The organism is Bradyrhizobium sp. LB11.1 (genome assembly GCF_040549385.1).
Classification (GTDB): domain Bacteria; phylum Pseudomonadota; class Alphaproteobacteria; order Rhizobiales; family Xanthobacteraceae; genus Bradyrhizobium.
The window spans coordinates 1-17,155 of record NZ_JBEPTH010000005.1; the positions used below are offsets into that span (position 1 = coordinate 1).

The 17,155-nt window shown below is 60.9% G+C and carries 19 protein-coding genes and 1 pseudogene; 9 read left to right on the forward strand and 11 right to left on the reverse strand.

Annotated features, from left to right (window positions below):
* Window positions 1-322: 322 nt before the first annotated feature.
* Together ABIA96_RS14215 and ABIA96_RS14220 are read right to left on the reverse strand one after the other, a co-directional pair.
* Complete coding sequence (locus ABIA96_RS14215; RefSeq protein ID WP_057855957.1) at window positions 323-505, reverse strand: hypothetical protein; 183 nt, start codon at window positions 503-505, stop codon at window positions 323-325.
* Window positions 506-530: 25 nt separating this feature from the next.
* A complete protein-coding gene (locus tag ABIA96_RS14220) occupies window positions 531-2,474 on the reverse strand; it encodes a PrkA family serine protein kinase (protein WP_354137689.1) in 1,944 nt (647 codons plus the stop codon).
* A gap of 306 nt (window positions 2,475-2,780) precedes the next feature.
* On the opposite strand from ABIA96_RS14220, the gene ABIA96_RS14225 reads away from it, so the two are divergent.
* The gene (locus ABIA96_RS14225; protein ID WP_354138174.1) at window positions 2,781-2,942 is read left to right on the forward strand and encodes a cold-shock protein; all 162 of its coding nucleotides are present in this window, start codon (window positions 2,781-2,783) and stop codon (window positions 2,940-2,942) included.
* Between the two features lie 94 nt (window positions 2,943-3,036).
* On the opposite strand, the gene ABIA96_RS14230 is transcribed toward ABIA96_RS14225, so the two are convergent.
* From ABIA96_RS14230 to ABIA96_RS14240, 3 genes are all read right to left on the reverse strand, one after another.
* A complete protein-coding gene (locus ABIA96_RS14230) occupies window positions 3,037-3,201 on the reverse strand; it encodes a hypothetical protein (protein WP_354137690.1) in 165 nt (54 codons plus the stop codon).
* 137 nt (window positions 3,202-3,338) lie between these two features.
* Window positions 3,339-4,085: a C13 family peptidase gene (locus ABIA96_RS14235; protein ID WP_354137691.1), complete on the reverse strand. Its 747-nt coding sequence runs from the start codon at window positions 4,083-4,085 to the stop codon at window positions 3,339-3,341.
* Complete coding sequence (locus ABIA96_RS14240) at window positions 4,082-4,396, reverse strand: hypothetical protein (RefSeq protein WP_354137692.1); 315 nt, start codon at window positions 4,394-4,396, stop codon at window positions 4,082-4,084. Before ABIA96_RS14240 ends, ABIA96_RS14235 begins: the two co-directional genes overlap by 4 nt.
* A gap of 356 nt (window positions 4,397-4,752) precedes the next feature.
* Between ABIA96_RS14240 and ABIA96_RS14245 the strand changes: the two genes are divergently transcribed.
* The 4 genes from ABIA96_RS14245 to ABIA96_RS14260 all read left to right on the forward strand — a co-directional run bounded on the left by ABIA96_RS14245 (window position 4,753) and on the right by ABIA96_RS14260 (window position 7,339).
* On the forward strand, window positions 4,753-5,586 hold the full coding sequence (locus tag ABIA96_RS14245; RefSeq protein ID WP_354137693.1) for a DUF1194 domain-containing protein: 834 nt from the start codon (window positions 4,753-4,755) through the stop codon (window positions 5,584-5,586).
* Window positions 5,587-5,833: 247 nt separating this feature from the next.
* Window positions 5,834-6,172 (forward strand): hypothetical protein, encoded by a 339-nt coding sequence (locus ABIA96_RS14250; RefSeq protein ID WP_354137694.1) that lies wholly within the window; start codon window positions 5,834-5,836, stop codon window positions 6,170-6,172.
* Window positions 6,173-6,210: 38 nt separating this feature from the next.
* Window positions 6,211-6,423 carry a hypothetical protein gene (locus ABIA96_RS14255; protein ID WP_354137695.1) on the forward strand — a complete coding sequence of 71 codons (213 nt, stop codon included), beginning with the start codon at window positions 6,211-6,213 and terminating at the stop codon, window positions 6,421-6,423.
* A 238-nt stretch (window positions 6,424-6,661) separates the two neighbouring features.
* A complete protein-coding gene (locus tag ABIA96_RS14260; protein ID WP_354137696.1) occupies window positions 6,662-7,339 on the forward strand; it encodes a protein-L-isoaspartate(D-aspartate) O-methyltransferase in 678 nt (225 codons plus the stop codon).
* Between the two features lie 291 nt (window positions 7,340-7,630).
* On the opposite strand, the gene ABIA96_RS14265 is transcribed toward ABIA96_RS14260, so the two are convergent.
* Window positions 7,631-7,939, reverse strand: a complete 309-nt coding sequence (locus tag ABIA96_RS14265) for a hypothetical protein (RefSeq protein ID WP_502918818.1) — start codon at window positions 7,937-7,939, stop codon at window positions 7,631-7,633.
* Between the two features lie 125 nt (window positions 7,940-8,064).
* Window positions 8,065-8,286: a hypothetical protein gene (locus tag ABIA96_RS14270; protein WP_354137697.1), complete on the reverse strand. Its 222-nt coding sequence runs from the start codon at window positions 8,284-8,286 to the stop codon at window positions 8,065-8,067.
* Window positions 8,287-8,810: 524 nt separating this feature from the next.
* On the opposite strand from ABIA96_RS14270, the gene ABIA96_RS14275 reads away from it, so the two are divergent.
* Entirely contained in the window at window positions 8,811-10,178 is a 1,368-nt protein-coding gene (locus ABIA96_RS14275) for a phenylacetate--CoA ligase family protein (RefSeq protein WP_354137698.1), read from the forward strand.
* A 296-nt stretch (window positions 10,179-10,474) separates the two neighbouring features.
* Here the strand turns inward: ABIA96_RS14275 and ABIA96_RS14280 are convergent, their stop codons facing one another.
* Window positions 10,475-11,227 (reverse strand): cupin domain-containing protein, encoded by a 753-nt coding sequence (locus ABIA96_RS14280; protein ID WP_354137699.1) that lies wholly within the window; start codon window positions 11,225-11,227, stop codon window positions 10,475-10,477.
* Window positions 11,228-11,553: 326 nt separating this feature from the next.
* Between ABIA96_RS14280 and bfr the strand changes: the two genes are divergently transcribed.
* Together bfr and ABIA96_RS14290 are read left to right on the forward strand one after the other, a co-directional pair.
* A complete protein-coding gene (gene bfr / locus ABIA96_RS14285) occupies window positions 11,554-12,036 on the forward strand; it encodes a bacterioferritin (protein WP_354137700.1) in 483 nt (160 codons plus the stop codon).
* A 307-nt stretch (window positions 12,037-12,343) separates the two neighbouring features.
* A pseudogene (locus ABIA96_RS14290) lies at window positions 12,344-13,492 on the forward strand (saccharopine dehydrogenase family protein).
* 519 nt (window positions 13,493-14,011) lie between these two features.
* Here the strand turns inward: ABIA96_RS14290 and ABIA96_RS14295 are convergent.
* On the reverse strand, window positions 14,012-14,269 hold the full coding sequence (locus ABIA96_RS14295; RefSeq protein WP_354137701.1) for a hypothetical protein: 258 nt from the start codon (window positions 14,267-14,269) through the stop codon (window positions 14,012-14,014).
* Between the two features lie 240 nt (window positions 14,270-14,509).
* On the opposite strand from ABIA96_RS14295, the gene ABIA96_RS14300 reads away from it, so the two are divergent.
* On the forward strand, window positions 14,510-14,884 hold the full coding sequence (locus ABIA96_RS14300) for a hypothetical protein (protein WP_354137702.1): 375 nt from the start codon (window positions 14,510-14,512) through the stop codon (window positions 14,882-14,884).
* A gap of 10 nt (window positions 14,885-14,894) precedes the next feature.
* Here the strand turns inward: ABIA96_RS14300 and ABIA96_RS14305 are convergent, their stop codons facing one another.
* Both ABIA96_RS14305 and ABIA96_RS14310 read right to left on the reverse strand, forming a co-directional pair.
* Window positions 14,895-16,142, reverse strand: coding sequence for a polysaccharide deacetylase family protein (locus tag ABIA96_RS14305; RefSeq protein WP_354137703.1), 1,248 nt, complete (start codon window positions 16,140-16,142; stop codon window positions 14,895-14,897).
* Between the two features lie 179 nt (window positions 16,143-16,321).
* Window positions 16,322-17,128, reverse strand: coding sequence for a polysaccharide deacetylase family protein (locus tag ABIA96_RS14310; protein ID WP_354137704.1), 807 nt, complete (start codon window positions 17,126-17,128; stop codon window positions 16,322-16,324).
* Window positions 17,129-17,155 lie beyond the last annotated feature (27 nt).

The window sequence follows — 17,155 nt, forward strand, 5'->3', positions numbered from 1 at the left end:
TCCAACCCGCTGCCAATCCGCATGGCGGCCTAACCCCGGCAGACGCTCCACTTATCCGCGCGGAGATTCTGTTCAGACAACCGGGACCAGCTCTCTGGTCTTGGTCCTCAGCAATCGGCGATCCTATCTCCGAAAGCCAAGCCACCGACCGGTCGACATTTTGCCCAATGCCCGGCGGGAGGTCTCAAGCGGCCTCAGATGTGCGCGCACTGAGGCCGTTTTGCTTGTTCAATGACCATCTGCGACACTGCGCAGCACTCAAGAAAGTGCACGATCTCACTTGATCGGCGGAATGGTTCGCCCAGGCGGCGACGTCCTGAGCCTACGCGCTTATGTTCAACTGCCGCAGCACGTCAGCGATGAGTTGCTTCACGTCCTGATGGCCACCGTTGTTGAAGGTGATGCGCGTGCCTTGCCCGTCGGGCAGTGGTGTGGCGGTCACGATCCTATCCGTGTTGATGACGATGGGCTGATCGTCCGGTTGCGTGAACTGCACGAATGCCATGAACATCGCCACTGTTGCAGCCGGCTCACCCGGCCCGTTTCACGCGCATGTACCATTCGACGAGCCGCCGGACCTGCCGTTCGGTATAGCCGTGCTGCACCATCCGAGCGACGAAATCGTTGTGTTTCTTTTCGGTCTCGCCGTCCTTCTTCGTGCCGAACGAAATCACCGGCAACAGGTCCTCGACCTGCGAGAATATCCGCTTTTCCATCACTTCGCGGATTTTTTCGTATGAGGTCCAGGACGGATTCTTGCCCCCGTTACGAACGCGCGACCGCAGCGAGAACTTCACCACCTCGTTGCGGAAATCCTTGGGATTGGTTATGCCCGCGGGCTTCTCGATTTTGGTCAGTTCCTGGTTGAGCAACTCGCGGTTGAGCATCTGACCGGTGTCGGGGTCCTTGAAGTCCTGGTCCTCGATCCAGGCATCTGCATAGTCGACGTAACGGTCGAACAGGTTCTGGCCGTAATCGGAATAGGATTCAAGATACGCCTTCTGGATCTCATTGCCGATGAACTCCGCATAGCGCGGCACGAGCTCGGCCTTGATGAATTCGAGATAACGCTTCTCGACCTCCTCAGACAACTGCTCGCGCCGAATCGCGTGCTCGAGCACATACATCAGATGGACGGGATCGGCACCAATCTCGGTGGTGTCGTGGTTGAAGGTTGCCGCCAGCACCTTGAAGGCAAAGCGGGTCGAGGCGCCGTCCATGCCTTCGTCGACGCCGGCCGCATCCTTGTATTCCTGGACGCTTCGCGCCTTGGGGTCGCTCTCTTTAAGACTTTCGCCGTCATAGATCCGCATCTTGGCAAACAGCGTCGAGTTCTCGTGCTTGCGCAGGCGCGACATTACCGAGAAGCGGGCGAGCGTCTCCAGCGTCGCCGGCGCGCAGGGCGCGGCCGCAAGCTCGGAGCCGGAGATCAGCTTCTCGTAGATCTTCTGCTCCTCGGTGACGCGCAGGCAGTACGGGACCTTGATGACGCAGACGCGGTCGATGAACGCCTCGTTTTTCTTGTTGGCCTTGAAGCCCTGCCATTCCGCCTCATTCGAGTGCGCCAGGATGATGCCGCCGAAGGGAATCGCGCCGATATTTTCGGTGCCGACGTAATTGCCTTCCTGCGTCGCCGTTAACAGCGGATGCAGCATCTTGATCGGCGCCTTGAACATCTCGACGAATTCGAGAATGCCCTGATTGGCGCGATTGAGCCCGCCCGAGTAGCTGTAGGCGTCTGGGTCGTTCTGGGCGTAGGTCTCAAGCTTGCGGATATCGACCTTGCCGACTAGCGAAGAGATATCCTGGTTGTTCTCGTCGCCCGGCTCCGTCTTGGCTATCGCGATCTGCCGCAGCCGTGAGGGCTGAATCCTTGCCACGCGGAACTGCGTGATGTCACCGCCGAAAGCTTCGAGCCGCTTGTAGCACCACGGGCTCATCAACCCGTTGAGGCGGCGGCGAGGAATGCCATACTTCTCCTCGATCATCGGTCCGAGGTTTTCGGGATCGAACAGGCCGAGCGGGGACTCGAACACCGGACTGAGCTCGTCGCCGGCTTTAAGCACATAGATCGGGTGAACTTCCATCAGCGACTTCAACCGCTCGGCGAGCGATGACTTGCCGCCGCCAGCGGGACCCAGCAGATAGAGGATCTGCTTGCGCTCCTCGAGCCCCTGCGCGGCATGGCGGAAGAAGCCAACGATGCGCTCGATCGTGTCTTCCATGCCATGGAAGCCGGCGACGGCCGGATAACTGCGTATTGTCCGATTGGAAAAGATGCGGCCAAGGCGACGGTCCTTGGCCGTGTCGATCATCTGAGGTTCACCGATCGCAGCTAGTAATCGCTCGGCCGCATTAGCGTATCGCATCGGATCTGTTCGACACGTTTCCAGATATTCCGCCATCGACAGGTCGGTCTGACTTCGAGCCTCGAAGGACCGAGCGAACGCGTTGAACAGCGAATCGCTATACATGATCCCCTCCAAGGTATGATCCGCCGCACTGGTGAACCGAGTCGGGTTACCGCTCGGTACCGGCCTTAGTCAGTTCATCTGATCGTGCAGTCGGGTCCTCCCATTCCAACATGTTTCTAAATTGGCTATTCGCGAACAGGATATCAAGGCGGCCGGTCGCAACATGGGAAGACTGCGTTGGTCCAGCTTCACTTCGCACCACCCTGCTCCAATCCTGTGGGAACGTTGGCATCTGTGCCCTCGTGCGATGCGGTTGCCGGATCAATTCCGCAGGGAGGGCCGGGGGTATTCGGTTTCGTGTCGGCCCTGGAATCTCGGTATCGTTGGAAGTGGTTTAACGCAACAAAGGGCTATGGCTTCATCCAACCCGAAGGCGGTGGGCCTGACGTGTTCGTCTACGTCAGCGCGGTAGAGAGAGCAGGGCACAGGAGCTTGGCTGAAGGGGCCGAAAATCTACGCTTAAGCTGAGCCCATAGGGCTTTCGGTGTGAGGCCCGGCTCTCCGGGCCTCGCCTTAGTCGGCGTAGGCTCCGGCCTTCATCACGCGCACGAATGTGCCCGACTCACGCACAAGCCAGCCCGCATCCTGCTGCGTAGGTCATCCCAACCTCGAGCTCGCTGCCCTTGCCACCGTGTTGAACCAGGAACGACACATTGATCAGCTCGATGTGAATGCGGCCGTCCTGCACCGGCTCGATCCTGGCGGCGATCTCGATCAGCTTGCGCACGGCGCTTCCGGATTGGCGAAGGGGCAGTTGGGGAAGCTTCGTGGCGCTTCGACTTAAGGCACACAGCGCGGCTTCAGTATGCGGCTTTATTCGGTCAATAGATCATCAGGGCGAGGTTTTCGGCACGCCAGCGTCGCTTAAGGACGCGGAATGAGCAACGGCTGTACGTTTGCACCGCCTGCCATTAGGGGATTCGACGGCTCGAAATGCTCGCGCAGTTCTCGCCTGTAGACGAACTCGCGCGCAACGGCAAAGGCGTCCTTCAGGCTCTTAGCTTGCCGGAGTGCGATGTTGAAAAAGGCATCGCCGAAATAGGTCCACTTGGCCTTGTCTCGGCAGCCGAACGATGGATGGTCGGCGTCGGCCGCAGTAATGACCAGCAGATCGGGGTTCGCGAGACGGGAGACAAAGACGCCGGAATAGCAGGCCGAGATGACCACCACCTTGTGTCGCACGCCCGTCCTTGCCAGCATGTCGGCGAGACGAGATGGCGTGAGCGTTTGCGTGAGCCGTCCCGCCTTGATGGCAAGGCCGGCGCGGGAGCCGTGCGAGGTGAGAATCAAAAACAGAACGTCGTTCTCCGCGTCCAACCCATGGGCTGCAACTTGCAACGACCTGGCGAGGGCTTCGATCGTTGCACCTCCGCCTTTCTTGGAATTGTACCGCACGTCGATCGGGCCAGTCCCGAAACGGTCCACTACGACCTGGGCTGCGCCGATCGCCTCGCTTCTAAACACGTCCTGATCGCCGAAAAGGCCGAAGGACACCACGCCCACCCCGCGAGCGTCCTCAACGGCGCGCACCGACGAAACCAACGGCGCGACGGTCAAAACAAAAGCAACGAGCAGCGCGCTGAGCCGCCTGATCCAAGACTTGGAGGTCATGGCGAACCTCGTTTGTGATTGCCGTTACAGCATAGCGGCGCAAAACAGAAATAGCGGAACCACGGTGACGTTCCATTACTCGGGACGGCATCTCTCTTGAGGCCCCAAGCAGGAACGGAAATAGGATCGGCCGAATAAGTATCACACATCAGGCCTAGCGACCGGAGCCGGGCGCTGTGGCGATCCACGTCCAGCATGGCGAGCAGCAAAGCAAGCACCACCGCAATGCGGATAAGCAATGGCGAGGCGTCTTGCGAGCCGGCATCTTTTGAAAGCGTCAAGGCGCGAAGCGCGCGCAGGCGCAAGAACATCCGCAGATGCGCCTTTGACCGCACGTGCATTCCGTCTTTTGACGCAAGCAACTCAGGCTAGTTTTCTCGCCTTTCAGCATTCAAGGCGAGAATGCCTATCGCCTGCCAGGTCCAGTCGGGCGAGGAGGGAGGTTTTGCGGTGCATCATCGCAGGACCGAACGCTCGGAGTTCGAACTGGGTCGGACCTGTAGCGAGTGCTACCCTGCAAGACAACATCTCTCACCGAGGGAAACGACGCCGCCCAGTTCGCCAAGAGTACGAGCTGTTCTGGTAACGTGAACGGGAGAAAACGCGTTCGCACTTTGCTGGACGCAATTTGCATGTCAGCATCGGATCCGAGATGCGGAGGTCCGGCATGCGACGGTGTATCTCGATCGGAGCCATGTTGACAGCGGGCTTGCTCGCAAGCAGCCATGTGGTGGGTTTGGCCGCTCCTGGTCAGCGACCGGAAAGGACGCAAACGTCGCCCACGGTCGATGTCGAGCTTGTCATTGCCGTTGATGTCTCCTACTCCATGGACCTCGACGAACTCGCGGTCCAGCGCGAGGGTTACGCCCAGGCCATCATCTCGAAGGAATTTCTGCAGGCCCTGAGAGCTGGTCCCAATGCCAGGATTTCGGTGACTTATTTTGAATGGTCCGCATCCAGCGATCAGAGGATCATCATTCCATGGCGCGTGATCGACGGTCCTGAGACGGCGGACGCGGTCGCTAACGAAATCATGAAGGCGCCAGTACGTCGGGGATCGCGTACATCAATCTCAGGCGCCATCCTGTTCGCGATGCCGCTGTTCGATGAGGACCCATATCGGGGATTCCGGCGGGTGATCGACATTTCCGGGGACGGCCCGAATAACAACGGCCCAACGGTCACTCCAGTCCGCGACGAAGCGCTTGCGAAGGGCATTATCATCAATGGTCTGCCGATTATGGTGAAGGAGCCATCCTATTCGACGATGGATATCGAAAACCTCGATTGGTACTACGAGGATTGCGTCATCGGCGGGCCGGGCTCCTTCGTCGTGACGATCAAGGATCGCGAAAACTTCAAGGAGGCAATCCGCACTAAGCTTCTGCTGGAAGTCGCCGGAAGGCCCCCCGAACATCGGGTTGTTCCGGTCGCCGAAAAGGAGCCTCGTGTTAGTTGCCTGATCGGCGAGAAGACCTGGCAGGATCGTTGGGGACGCTAGAGGAAGCAGCACAGCGCAAAAGCGCCGGAACATTTTTGCGGCGGTCGGACTTGGTCTGCCAGGAACCGGCGACTTGTTTTGAGCGGGGAACGAGATCCCCAACGATCGCTGATTGATGATTCCTGCTGACTATCAGGCAGCGGGAGCGTAAACGTCTCCGCTGCAAATGGCAAAGTCGATCCCGGCGTGTACTTGGTCCGGGGGCGGTGCTTTGCGCGCATGGTCGCAATAGGGGAGGAAGGTAACGATGACTTCGGATCCCGCTGCATCTATTGGAACAGCGAAGTCCCAATTGCGCGGTCGGATTATCGGCACCTACCAGCGGGCGCAACGAATCATCATGGCTGCAGCTTCTTCTCCCTCCGCCAATACGCATGCGGCGACGATTGCCTATGACAAGGCCCGCGAACATCTACGCGCCGATATTCTGCTGGCCAGCAGGTTGTTTGCCGACACGGACGCGCTCGTGGCCTGGCTAGTCGACGAGCGTGGTGCAGAGCTTCTATCCGAAGAAGAGCGCGTGAGCTTGGGCCTGATTGTCAGAACCATGCAGGAAGCGAATGAAGGAACGCAAAAGGCATCCTGATACTGATATCCAGAGTCACTGGCGAGGGAGTCCCGCAAATGCCTGACGTTGTTAAGAAGCAGCGCGACGCACGCCGAAAGATAATTCGGCAATGGATGAAGCTTCCGGCGGACAAACGACGGTCTATGGCGGAAATATCTGTGTTTGCGAAAGCCGCGGCGCAGGAGAACAAGAATGCTTTGGTCAACAGTCGTCGCGATCCCTATGAGAAGATCATGGGGTGGTTATTGCCGCGTGCTGCTCGCCGTTGAGGCCTTCATCGTTTCATTGAGGAGAAATATCAAGCTTCGTGGCCGGGGCCGCGCGATCGAGACTGTGCGGCGGCCCTCGGGAGCGGCCAGGCGGCCGGTTATTGCAATAGCCTGTTCATGTGTGCGCGGATACACCGCTGATTTCGTTCTCCGCAATGCCGATGCGATCCGCGGCAAACCGCCGCAGCGAACATCAGGTCGGGCAAGCTTTGCGATCATGCGCCCGTGAAAGGTGCCAATGCGAGCAGAAGACCTTGAGGCCCTGCGTGAAGATATGCTCGCGGTCATCGCCGCCTGCGCTTTTGCGTTGCGCGGCACCATCGGCAAGAGTGCGCTTGACGACCGCGTCATGAGGGCTATGGGCAAGGTGCCGCGGCATGAGTTTGTGCCAATCGAACTTCAGCCCTACGCGTATGCCAATATTCCACTTCCAATCGGCTTCGAAAAGACGATCTCGCAGCCGTTTATCGTCGCCTTGATGACCGATCTGCTCGACATTAAGCCCCAAGACAGCGTTCTCGAAATCGGTACAGGTCTTGGCTATCAGGCCGCCATCCTCGCGCATCTCGCCCGGAAAGTGTACTCGATTGAAATCATCGAAGAGCTCGGCCAAGAGGCGAAACAACGGCTCCGACAGCAGCGCTGCAGCAATGTCGAACTTAGGATTGCCGATGGCTATCACGGTTGGTCGGAGCACGCTCCCTTCGACAAGGTGATCGTGACAGCCGCGCCGGATCTCATTCCTCCTCCGCTGATCCATCAATTGAAAACGGGTGGAAAAATGGTGATCCCGGCCGGTCTGCCCGATGCGCAGAAGCTCATTCTGGCCGAGAAGCGCGCCAACGGCAGAATGACGACGAAAGAGATTCTGTCCGTCCGGTTCTCTCAACTCGAAGGGACTGGATCCGGCTTGTAATGAGGCCTGTGATGCATCCGTAACGCACAATGATCGAGAGCATCGGCCGCGGTCGCCCTCGCGACCCGCGAGATGTCGCGTGACGTGCACTCCGACCACGGCCTTTGATCTTGAAAGGCACGAGAAGCCTCAGGTCCGCGGTCAAAAGCGCCGACTAGCTTAACTGCGCCGCGGATTACTTCCGGTTTGCCTCCGGGATCTGATTAGCTTGCGTCAGGTAACGACCTCAGAGAGGCCTAGTCCGCATCAGGCGAATAGTGCCTGTGTTGCCAATCGGCTCGCTTTCGTGGCTCAGCCAAGAAGCCGGCTTCGCCGGAACGAGTAACCGGTCGGAGCGAATCTTCTGGCCACCGCGAGCGCGCCACTTTCGCAGCTTTCCAGCGCGATCTTCTGGGAGAGCATGACGTCTCCGATCGGAAGCTCGCCCAGCGGCAGGAAACACAACCCGACCTTCGGGCGGCCCTTTTCGTCCAGCTCGCAGACGTTCGTCATGGCGCCCGGATAGATCCTGTACTGCCTGCCTGTGTCGCCACCGACGACCTCGAAGTACCCCTTTTCCGCGAACTGCGCCTGTTGCAGCGGCGACAGCCAGTGGCGCAAGAGCCCCAGCGACCGGCCTTCCGGAGTTCTCTCGGCGCCGTGTCTGACGAAAAGGGCCCTTGTCGCTCTCATGCGCGAGCGTTCGCCCGGGCGAGATGGCGTAAGGCGCCACATGGCGCAGCCTATCAGCCGCCGACTAGCCTGGGAAAGAACACGGTCTCTTCCGCGTTCGAGTCAAATGACCGGATCTGCGAGACCTGACCTGGACCGGTGCGGACCGCAGCGGTGAAGCCGGCGTTCGTCAGTTCGTAGAACCGCTGCTCCGCCTTCTCCAGTTCTCGTGCGTCGTCCGGGTCGAAAGGGTGACGGCTGTCGCCGGTGCGGTCCATCACGATCTGGATTGCCATGATCGCCCTCCTCGGATTGCTGATAGCCAAGGACCTCGATTCCAGTATCCAACCGACGGCGCGGAGTTGCAAGAGATTCCGTCGCGAAGAAGATGGCGGCCAAGGCGCAGCGCCTGTCCGGATGCGATAGGGCGCGACGCCCATTGTCCGGTCGGGCGGATGACGCCCTACCGGATCTCGCCTTTCACCCAGTCGTGAATTGGGTCCGCTGCCTGCACGGGTCTACATCAAGGGCTGGGTTGATCGAAACGGTCTCTCGCGCCACGAGCGCCATAGGACCTGAGCCGATAGTGCCAGTGCCCGACGGGACCAGCGCCGACAGTGCCAGCGTCCTAGCGGCCAGAGAAAGCGAGCATCAACCTCCGCGCCCCACGCGGCGCAAGCGCTTGCGCCGCGAGTTGGGCGCGGTTGGCTAGTTATAGGCCGTTTCGTCTGATGATCTGTAAGTCTTCGCGAGCCTCTTGCGCGGTGGTACGACTTGAATGTCATCGCCACGCGCTCGCCTGCTGTGGGTTTCACTTGTCATGAGCGAAAGTATCTCATCGGTATTGATCGATGCGCATTGCGCAAGAAGGCAAGGTCTCAACGCCATCGCGCAGCGACAACGCGCTCGGCTTGGCGAGGCCGTCGCCTTCGCTCGCGCCAACTCGCCGTATTATCGCGAACTCTATCAGGGGCTACCGGAGCGGATTGAGAGTTCGTCGGTGCTGCCGGTGGCTAACAAGCAAGAGCTAATGCGTCATTTTGACGACTGGGTCACCGACCGCGAGGTTGGTTTCGCGGCAGTGCGAGGGTTCGTCGATAACCCTGAGCTGATCGGGCAACGCCTCCTTGGCAAGTATTCCGTGGCAACCTCTTCGGGCAGCACCGGGATACCTGGAATATTTCTATTGGACACACACAATTGGACGGTCACATTCGCGTTTTCGGTGCGCATGATAATGGGCTGGCTTAGCGCCAGCGACATATTTCGCCTTCTCGTCCGCGGCGGCCGCACGGCGTCGGTGCTGGCGATGGGCGGTCATTACATCGGCGCAACCAGCATTGCTGCAATCCGTACAAAACGATCGGCTCGACGGCTGCGGGCGCTTCCGGCGCAGGCGCCGTTGTGCAATCTGGTCGCCGAACTCAATCGGTACCGCCCGGCTCTGCTCATCGGATACGCCAGCATCATGGCATTATTGGCCGCCGAGCAGGATGCTGGTCGCCTGCATATTCAGCCGGGGCTGGTTCTTCCGACTTCGGAAGGGCTTTCGCAGGACGGATACGACCGGATCGCAAGGGCATTCGACGCCAACGTCCGGACCGTTTACGCCGCGACGGAATGCCTGTTCATGGCCATCGGCTGTGAACACGGTTGGTATCATGTCAACAGCGATTGGGTGATTCTCGAACCCGTCGATGCGAACTATCAGCCGGTTCCGCCCGGCGAGGAGTCGCATACGGTCCTCGTGAGCAACCTCGCCAACCGCGTGCAGCCTATCCTCCGCTACGATCTAGGCGACCGCATCCTGCAACGACCTGATCCTTGTCCTTGCGGCAACCCGCTTCCGGCGATCCGCGTGCGGGGCCGAGCTGCCGACATTCTCACCTTTCCAACCGAGCGCGGAGAGAAAGTCGCAGTGCCACCGCTCGCGCTTGAGATCGACAATGCCCCCGGCGTGGAGCTGTTTCAGATAGTGCAGACTGCGCCAACACAATTGCACGTTCGCCTACATCCTGCAGCCGACGCTGACCCAAACCGGGTTTGGCAGGCGGTGCATTCCGAATTGACCAAGGTGTTGAATGAGTATGGGCTTGGTCACGTGTCTGTTGAGTTGGCCGCCGAACCGCCAGTTCCATCTTCCGCCGGAAAATACCGCACCGTAATCCCACTGGTTCTGAGCGCTTGAAGAGCTTAGGCGGATCGCGCTGCTGCCAAACGGCTACACCCGCATGTTTCCATTGACCCCCGATGCGGTGAACGCGCGCAGGACATAATCTCATCAGATCACCCAGCTAAAGGTGAACGACTGGCGATACCCCGCGCGCGCCTTGTCTGGGGCCTACTAGCGGCGTTAACGCCGGTCTCTTGAAAGACACTCCTTGTCGGCGCAGGCGAATGTAGTGCGCGCGCAGCGTCATGCGTTCGATAGAGCAACCGTTCGCTATTGATGATTTCACAGACAGTTCAGCGGCTCGCCGTTATCTACTGGTTCTTTGCTGGCGCGCCCGGAAGCACGGCTGCCACACCCTCCGGATTGATGTTGAAGGCCAGGAATACCAACGGCTCGTTGCCTGGGTTTCCCCATTGGTGCACGAGGGCGTACGGTTCATAGACCAGGGAGCCCGATCCCCTTGCTTCCGTCTTGCCGTCGACCGTGTTGGCGCCAGTACCGGAGATGATGAAGTATAGCGCCGCGCCTGACCGATGGTGTGGCGGGTTGGAGGGCATCCGCGCCGGGAACGTGACCCGCGTGAGATTGAGATCATAACCGCCTGGCTTCAGGTCGGGGATCGGGTTCGCCGTGCGATATGATTCTCTCACAGCAGCAGGAGCCGTCTCGGCTGGCCGACCCAGCTCCGCAGCTGGAGTAAGGAAGAAGTGAAGGAAAGTCGATGGGCCTCCGCTGCCTGCCGTCAGCGTGGCAGTCTTTCCACCGGCGATGAACAGTCCATCTCCGGCGGCGAGCATTTTGGCCTCGCCGTCGAGCGCGACCTCGGTCGATCCTGACATCTGGTAGAGGATGCCGTTGGCCGCCGAGACGCCGCTCTTCTCGCCCGGCTGAAGTGTGACGCTCACCGATTTGAAATAGAGCGGCACGTCGGTGACGGTCGGCAGTTTGGCCGCAGCGATCACTGTTCGTGCAATTGCGGGTGGAGCGGGGTCAGTTTGCGCCGTCCCCGAGAAGGGAAGCGCCATGGCGCCGAGCAACGCTAGTCCGGCGGTCCTGAACTGCATGATTGCCTCCCAGGTTCGGCGGATAATCGGAGCACCATACGCTCTCCCAACGATTGTTGGAATGGCAGGCCGCTTCGACCTGCTATTGGGCGCAAACCGGAAGCAAAGGCCGAACGAAACTGAGCTCGTAGCCGTCGGGTAGGTGGACGACGCGCTCACCCCATTCGGGGATTGCGCTGCACAGTAGCCAGCTGGTGTCCCGCTGCCCGAACCGCTCGAACCGAAAGCGCAAACGCTCTAAACTCTCCATCGTCCTGGTCAAACATCAAATTCCCGCCGCCCACACAACCAACCGATTGGAGTGGCACCCACGGAAGGAGCAGAGCATGAAGGGCGATAAAAATATTATTGAATACCTCAATAAGGCGCTGCGACACGAGCTCACCGCGGTGAACCAGTACTGGCTGCATTACCGCCTGCTCGACAATTGGGGCTACAAGGTGCTGGCCAAGACGTGGCGCAAGGAATCGATTGAAGAGATGCAACACGCGGACAAGCTCATCGAACGCATCATCTTTCTCGATGGATCTCCCAATATGCAAACGCTGGAATCCCTTCATATCGGGAAGACCGTGAAGGCCGTGCTCGATAGTGACTTGCAGGCCGAATTGTCGGCGCATTCCCTCTACGCTGAAGCCGCGACCCATTGCCATTCGATCAAAGACTACGTGACACGAGATCTGTTTGAGCAACTCATGCACGATGAGGAAGAGCACATCGACTTTCTGGAAACCCAGATCGAACTCGTCGCGCGGATCGGCCTTGATTTGTATGCCCAGCGTCATATCGGAGAGCTCGACGAGGACTGAAGTGCGACGGCTTCTTGCCCGTACGCGAAGTCAGGACCAGCTTCTGAAATTGTCCGGTCACCAGGATAGACCGGAAGTGGTTGTCCGAGGGCCCGAATGACGCAGTTGACGCCAACCGGACGTTGCGCGCCCCAAGGCAGGAACTGTGGTATCCTCTCTCAAACGCCGATGGGACGGTTCAGTGAAGCGGCGGACCTCAAATGGCAATTGCTGCCTGTGCTGAGCGTCCTCGTGTCCTGCGATTGCACACGGATCTGTCTCCCGGGTCGCGAGGAGGACCAACGTCGTGTAGCGGGACTTCGACCTCATCGTCTATGGTGCGACGGGTTACACCGGCCGTCTCATCGCTGAATATCTGGCGACGTCCTATCGCGGCGACGATGCTCCGTCCTGGGCGATCGCGGGACGCTCGACCGACAAGCTCGAGAAGGTGCGTGCCGACATCGGCGCGCCAGACGATTTGCCCTTGGTTAAGGCGGATGCCGCCGAGCCGGCCAGCCTGCGTTCGATGTGCGAGCGTGCGGCCGTGATCATCACGACGGTCGGGCCTTATCAGCTCCACGGCTCCGAGCTGGTAGCGGCCTGCGCGGCCACGGGCACGGCCTATGTTGATCTGTGCGGCGAGCCGGCTTGGATGCGGCGCATGATCGACACCCATCACGAAGAGGCGAAACGGACCGGCGCGCGCATCGTCTTCTCCTGCGGCTTCGATTCCATCCCGTTCGATCTCGGCGTGCTCACGTTGCAGGAGAAGGCGCGCGAGAAATTCGGACGCCCGGCGCGGCGGGTCAAAGCCCGCCTGCGCAAGGTGAAAGGCGGCATGTCTGGCGGCACCGCGGCGAGCGCTCAGGCGACGTTGGCCGCCGCCGCGCGCGACCCGGCCCTGATCCGGCTGCTGACCGATCCCTTCGCGTTGACGCCGGGGTTCACCGGGCCGTCTCAGCCGTCGGGCCTTCTCCCCGAATACGACCCGAGCATGAACGTGTGGCTCGTGCCGTTCCCCATGGCGCCGATCAACACCAAGAACGTGCACCGCACGAATTTCCTGTTGGGCCACCTCTACGGCACGGACTTCGTTTACGACGAGATGATGGTCGCGCCGGGATTTGGGGAAATCGCTCGCGTGACGACGGAGACGTTCGCCACGGCGGTTTCCTTGTTCGGGACCGGCGGTCTCAAGCCCGGCGCAGGCCCGACCCGGGAAGAGCGCGAGCGGGGCTTCTACGACATCCTCTTCCTGGGCGAGTTGCCGGATGGCGGACGGGTCGAAGGGGTAGTCACGGGCGACCGCGATCCGGGCTAAGGCTCGACCAGCAAGATGGTCGCCGAGAGCGCTCTCTGCCTCGTGCGCGACGTGCAGGGCGAGGGCGGCACCTGGACGCCGGCCGCGCTGATGGGGCTGGCGTTGCGCGAGCGTCTGAAGGAGCGCGCCGGCCTCACCTTCAGCGCGCGTTGAGGTAACGCTCAGAACTGCAGCGGCGTGCTGGACTACGTGGATCGTAACCAACGAAAGCGCGGCTTGGCGAGCGAGAGCCCCAAGCGGCTCGACTTTGGGGCACAATGGTGGTACACACGAGCCATTCGGGTCAGCGATAAGCCTCTGATTTTGTTGTGTTTGTGGAAGCTGAGCGGCAATCCCTCCTTCTCCGCCATCCTATGGCGACTGCGAAAACCCGAATATGACAGGGCATTTCTCGAGCCACCGGATTGGGACGGTGGACACTGGTGGAGACCCGCGATCGTTCAGATTCGGCCGTGACGGATCTCATCATCGGGCGGGGCGATCTCTCTGGAAAAAGCGACTGGACAAGCCGATGTTGGTCAGCCTTTCTGAAAGGTACTCTTCCGTTTGAAATGCACCTTATGGTTTGACAAACCTTGGTAACGCGTTGATATCGCGGTAAATGCGACCGCCCTCCGAGCGCACCACCTTCGAATCTCCAGTCATGGAAGCAGGCGGCCCCGCGCAGGGGTCTCAGCCATATTCCTCGCCGATCCCGTACTCCCGGTAGATCTCAAGCGGGTCGAGATCGGGGAACAGACGGCATTTGGCCTGGGCCAGATGCAGGCTCACCGCCGCCGGCTCCTTGCCGTTCGACAGCATCTTGCGGATGTCGTCCATATGCGCGCTCGGCTGGTGCTTCGCGTTGAGCTGCTCCAGCGCGACCAGCGCGGTCGCGAGCGCCTCGGTCAGAACCCAGTCGTCGTGGCCCGTGATTCCCTTTTTCGGCATCGGCAGACCCCAATCCGCAGACCTCACGTATGGCGGCGGCAACAGTCTACCTTAGCTTCCGTTGAATCTCCATCGAGCCGCGGCGCGCGGCGTGGCCCGTGGAACAAACAGTCGGCTCCGCTCTCGCTTGCATTATGGCGGCGCGTGGCAAAAAAGGTGGCGGCGCGTGGGCGATGGTATCTTTGTTGAAACAAAGTTGGCGTAGACGGGCCGGCGCGACTTCTCTCGGCTGGAGCCAGCATGGTCTTTCTAAGCTTCGTCTACCGCTTCCTGACCAACTTCGCGTTCATGGCGCTGGTCTATTTCAGCCTGAACTTCATGGAGAAGTATCAGAACCGGGCGATCCTCGCGATCCTGGTGCTGGTCTATAGCGGCATGCGCGCGGCCTCGACGCTGCGTGCGTTCTACTTCTTCCAGAAGATCGAAAAGCTCGAGGCCGAGACCAAGCGGTTGCAGGCGCCGATCAATGATGGCTCGGGCGGAACAGGTGCACGCAAGCAGCTCGTGGTGGATGTCGCGCGGCTGCGCCGTGACGGCGAGCTCAAGTCCTATATGGACCTGTTCTTCCTGGCGCTGATCGTGCTGCTCTGCGTCGCCAACATCGTGCGGCAGTAACGGTTTCTGCTCAGGCGCGCTTCTTCACGCTGGTGGCGAGGCGGGTCGGGCGGGGCGTCGCGCTCTTGGCTTGAGCGGCATGCTTCGGCGCTGCGTGTGCCGTCCGCCGTGCCTGAACCCTGCCAGCCTTGCCCTTGCCGGCCTGTGGCGCTTCGGCTGCCATCGCGAGCCGAGTGGCGGCCCGCCGCGACAGGGTCGTCGACAGCAGCACCTCGACTGAGCCCTCGGGAATCGCGAAGAGTTCGCGACCCGGCGCGGCCAGGGTCGCCGCGACGTCGGCTTGCGCCATGGTCTTGCGCGGCAACAATAGCGGCAGGTGCGCGGTCTGCGTGTTGAGATCGGCGAGACCGGGCGCCGGCAGCGTCGCGGTCTGTGTGAACACGAAATTCGGCACGACGGGCCAGCGTGCGATCGGCGTCGTCTCCGTCGGCGGATGCAACAGCCACTCCACCGCCGTCGTCGGCGTCGCCGGCCGGTCGGCGGTCGCGGGCACCACATGCACGATGCGATAGCCGCGCGCCTTCAGGTCGTGGATGATCTTCGGTAGCGCCGCCACGGTGCGCGCCTGGATGTCGTGCAGCAGCAGGATGCCCTTGCCCTTGGCCTCGAGCCGCTGCATCGCAAGCTGGTAGACGCGATCGGACGAGATGTGGCGCCAGTCGTCGGCCGGGAAGTCGGCGCTCCACACCTGGATGCCGCGCGAGATCAGCAGGTTTTCGACGCCCTCGGCGCGCATCAGGCCGGGAATGCGGAAGAACGGCGCGAGCTTGGACGGGTCGGTCATCGCCGCCGAGGTCCACTCGATACCGCCGTTGATCTGCGCCTCGGCCTTGTCGAGCGGCATTTTGTTGAACGTCAGCGGATGGTTCATGCTGTGCGTGCCGACGGTATGGCCTGCCGCGACCAGCTTGCGCACACCTTCCGGGTTCGCCTTGGCCTGTTCGCCGATGATGAAGAATGTCGCCTTGATGCACTCGTCGGCGAGAATCTTGAGCACCTGGTTCGAATTCTTCGGCAGCGGACCGTCGTCGAAGGTCAGCACGACCTCGTGGTCCTTCAGCGGCAGCGTCTCGCGGTACTGCATGGTGCCGATGCGCGGATGCTCATGCGGGTCGACCACGAGCGTGCGGGAGGTGCCGAGCGCGTCAGGATGGCCCGGGCATTCGGCAGCGAAGGCCGCCGGCGACGCCGTCGTCAGCAACCCCAGAAACAGGACGATCCACGATCGCGTCCGAAAAACAACGCTACTTCCGATCATGAACCCGGTATGTCCTCATCTGTGACTGTCGCCATAGTAGGTCGGAGACCCCCGCAAACGGTTCAGGCGCAAAGGCCTTTCCCGCCTTGGGTCCTCTTCAATCTTTGCATGGCGTAGCATGAACGGAGTGTTAATAGGGCTCAAATCACCCCAATTTGGTCAGGCGTGACTTTCCGGCATCAACGCGCGTCGGCGTTCTTCTGTGATGCGTCCGCCGGCACGAGGTGGACCACGTGAAAGCCGTTCTCCCGCAAATACCGCAGGAACGCCGGCATCATGGCGGCCGTACGCGCCTGGGCATCATGGAAGAGGATGATGCCCCGGCCGGCCGCGGCGAGGCGCTCGGTGATCAGCTTGAATTCCTGATCCGGCGTCATGTTGTTCCAGTCGCTGGCCCAGAGATCCGCGCCGAACACGACAATGCCGCGCGACTGGAGCAGATCGAGCTGGGCTGGCGTCGACTCGAAATAGGGGAAGCGGAAGAACGGCGTCGACGGCGTCGACGTAGAGACCCCGTGCAGCGCCATCTCGTCGGCAGCAATGCCGTGGTCAATCTCGTACTTCGCCGCACCGGGCGAGATCCGCGCCATGTACGGATGCGACCAGGTGTGATGGCCGATGGTGTGACCCTCGCGGGCGATGCGCTTGACCAGGTCAGGAAATTCGGCAGCGCTCCGGCCGACCAGGAAGAAGGTTGCGCGCACGCATTCCTGCGCCAGCGCCGCCAGTATCTTGGACGTCATCGGCGGACGCGGGCCGTCGTCGAAGGTCAGCACCACCTCGTGATCCGCGAGTGGCAGCGTCTGCGGAAAACTCTTCAGCCCGACGCGTGGCGTGGTCTTGGCATCGACGCTCAGGACCCGCGACGTACCGAGCGCATCGCTCCGCGGGCAGTCCGCGGCCTCGGCTGAGCCGATCGCGGCGAGGGCGGCGAGGGTCGAGCCCACAATGATCGAAGTCCATCTCGGTCGCTGCATCTTTGCCATTGCGCTCGCGATTGCCTTGTGGGTATT

Excerpts from the sequence above, each read along its gene's own strand:
- ABIA96_RS14255 (WP_354137695.1), top strand. The coding sequence starts at position 6,211 with ATGCCTGACGTTGTTAAGAAGCAGCGCGACGCACGCCGAAAGATAATT.
- ABIA96_RS14215 (WP_057855957.1), bottom strand. The coding sequence starts at position 505 with ATGGCATTCGTGCAGTTCACGCAACCGGACGATCAGCCCATCGTCATC.
- ABIA96_RS14295 (WP_354137701.1), bottom strand. The coding sequence starts at position 14,269 with ATGCCGAAAAAGGGAATCACGGGCCACGACGACTGGGTTCTGACCGAG.
- ABIA96_RS14300 (WP_354137702.1), top strand. The coding sequence starts at position 14,510 with ATGGTCTTTCTAAGCTTCGTCTACCGCTTCCTGACCAACTTCGCGTTC.
- ABIA96_RS14280 (WP_354137699.1), bottom strand. The coding sequence starts at position 11,227 with ATGCAGTTCAGGACCGCCGGACTAGCGTTGCTCGGCGCCATGGCGCTT.
- ABIA96_RS14250 (WP_354137694.1), top strand. The coding sequence starts at position 5,834 with ATGACTTCGGATCCCGCTGCATCTATTGGAACAGCGAAGTCCCAATTG.
- ABIA96_RS14245 (WP_354137693.1), top strand. The coding sequence starts at position 4,753 with ATGCGACGGTGTATCTCGATCGGAGCCATGTTGACAGCGGGCTTGCTC.
- ABIA96_RS14240 (WP_354137692.1), bottom strand. The coding sequence starts at position 4,396 with ATGTTCTTGCGCCTGCGCGCGCTTCGCGCCTTGACGCTTTCAAAAGAT.
- ABIA96_RS14270 (WP_354137697.1), bottom strand. The coding sequence starts at position 8,286 with ATGGCAATCCAGATCGTGATGGACCGCACCGGCGACAGCCGTCACCCT.
- bfr (WP_354137700.1), top strand. The coding sequence starts at position 11,554 with ATGAAGGGCGATAAAAATATTATTGAATACCTCAATAAGGCGCTGCGA.
- ABIA96_RS14220 (WP_354137689.1), bottom strand. The coding sequence starts at position 2,474 with ATGTATAGCGATTCGCTGTTCAACGCGTTCGCTCGGTCCTTCGAGGCT.
- ABIA96_RS14260 (WP_354137696.1), top strand. The coding sequence starts at position 6,662 with ATGCGAGCAGAAGACCTTGAGGCCCTGCGTGAAGATATGCTCGCGGTC.
- ABIA96_RS14305 (WP_354137703.1), bottom strand. The coding sequence starts at position 16,142 with ATGATCGGAAGTAGCGTTGTTTTTCGGACGCGATCGTGGATCGTCCTG.
- ABIA96_RS14235 (WP_354137691.1), bottom strand. The coding sequence starts at position 4,085 with ATGACCTCCAAGTCTTGGATCAGGCGGCTCAGCGCGCTGCTCGTTGCT.
- ABIA96_RS14310 (WP_354137704.1), bottom strand. The coding sequence starts at position 17,128 with ATGGCAAAGATGCAGCGACCGAGATGGACTTCGATCATTGTGGGCTCG.
- ABIA96_RS14275 (WP_354137698.1), top strand. The coding sequence starts at position 8,811 with ATGAGCGAAAGTATCTCATCGGTATTGATCGATGCGCATTGCGCAAGA.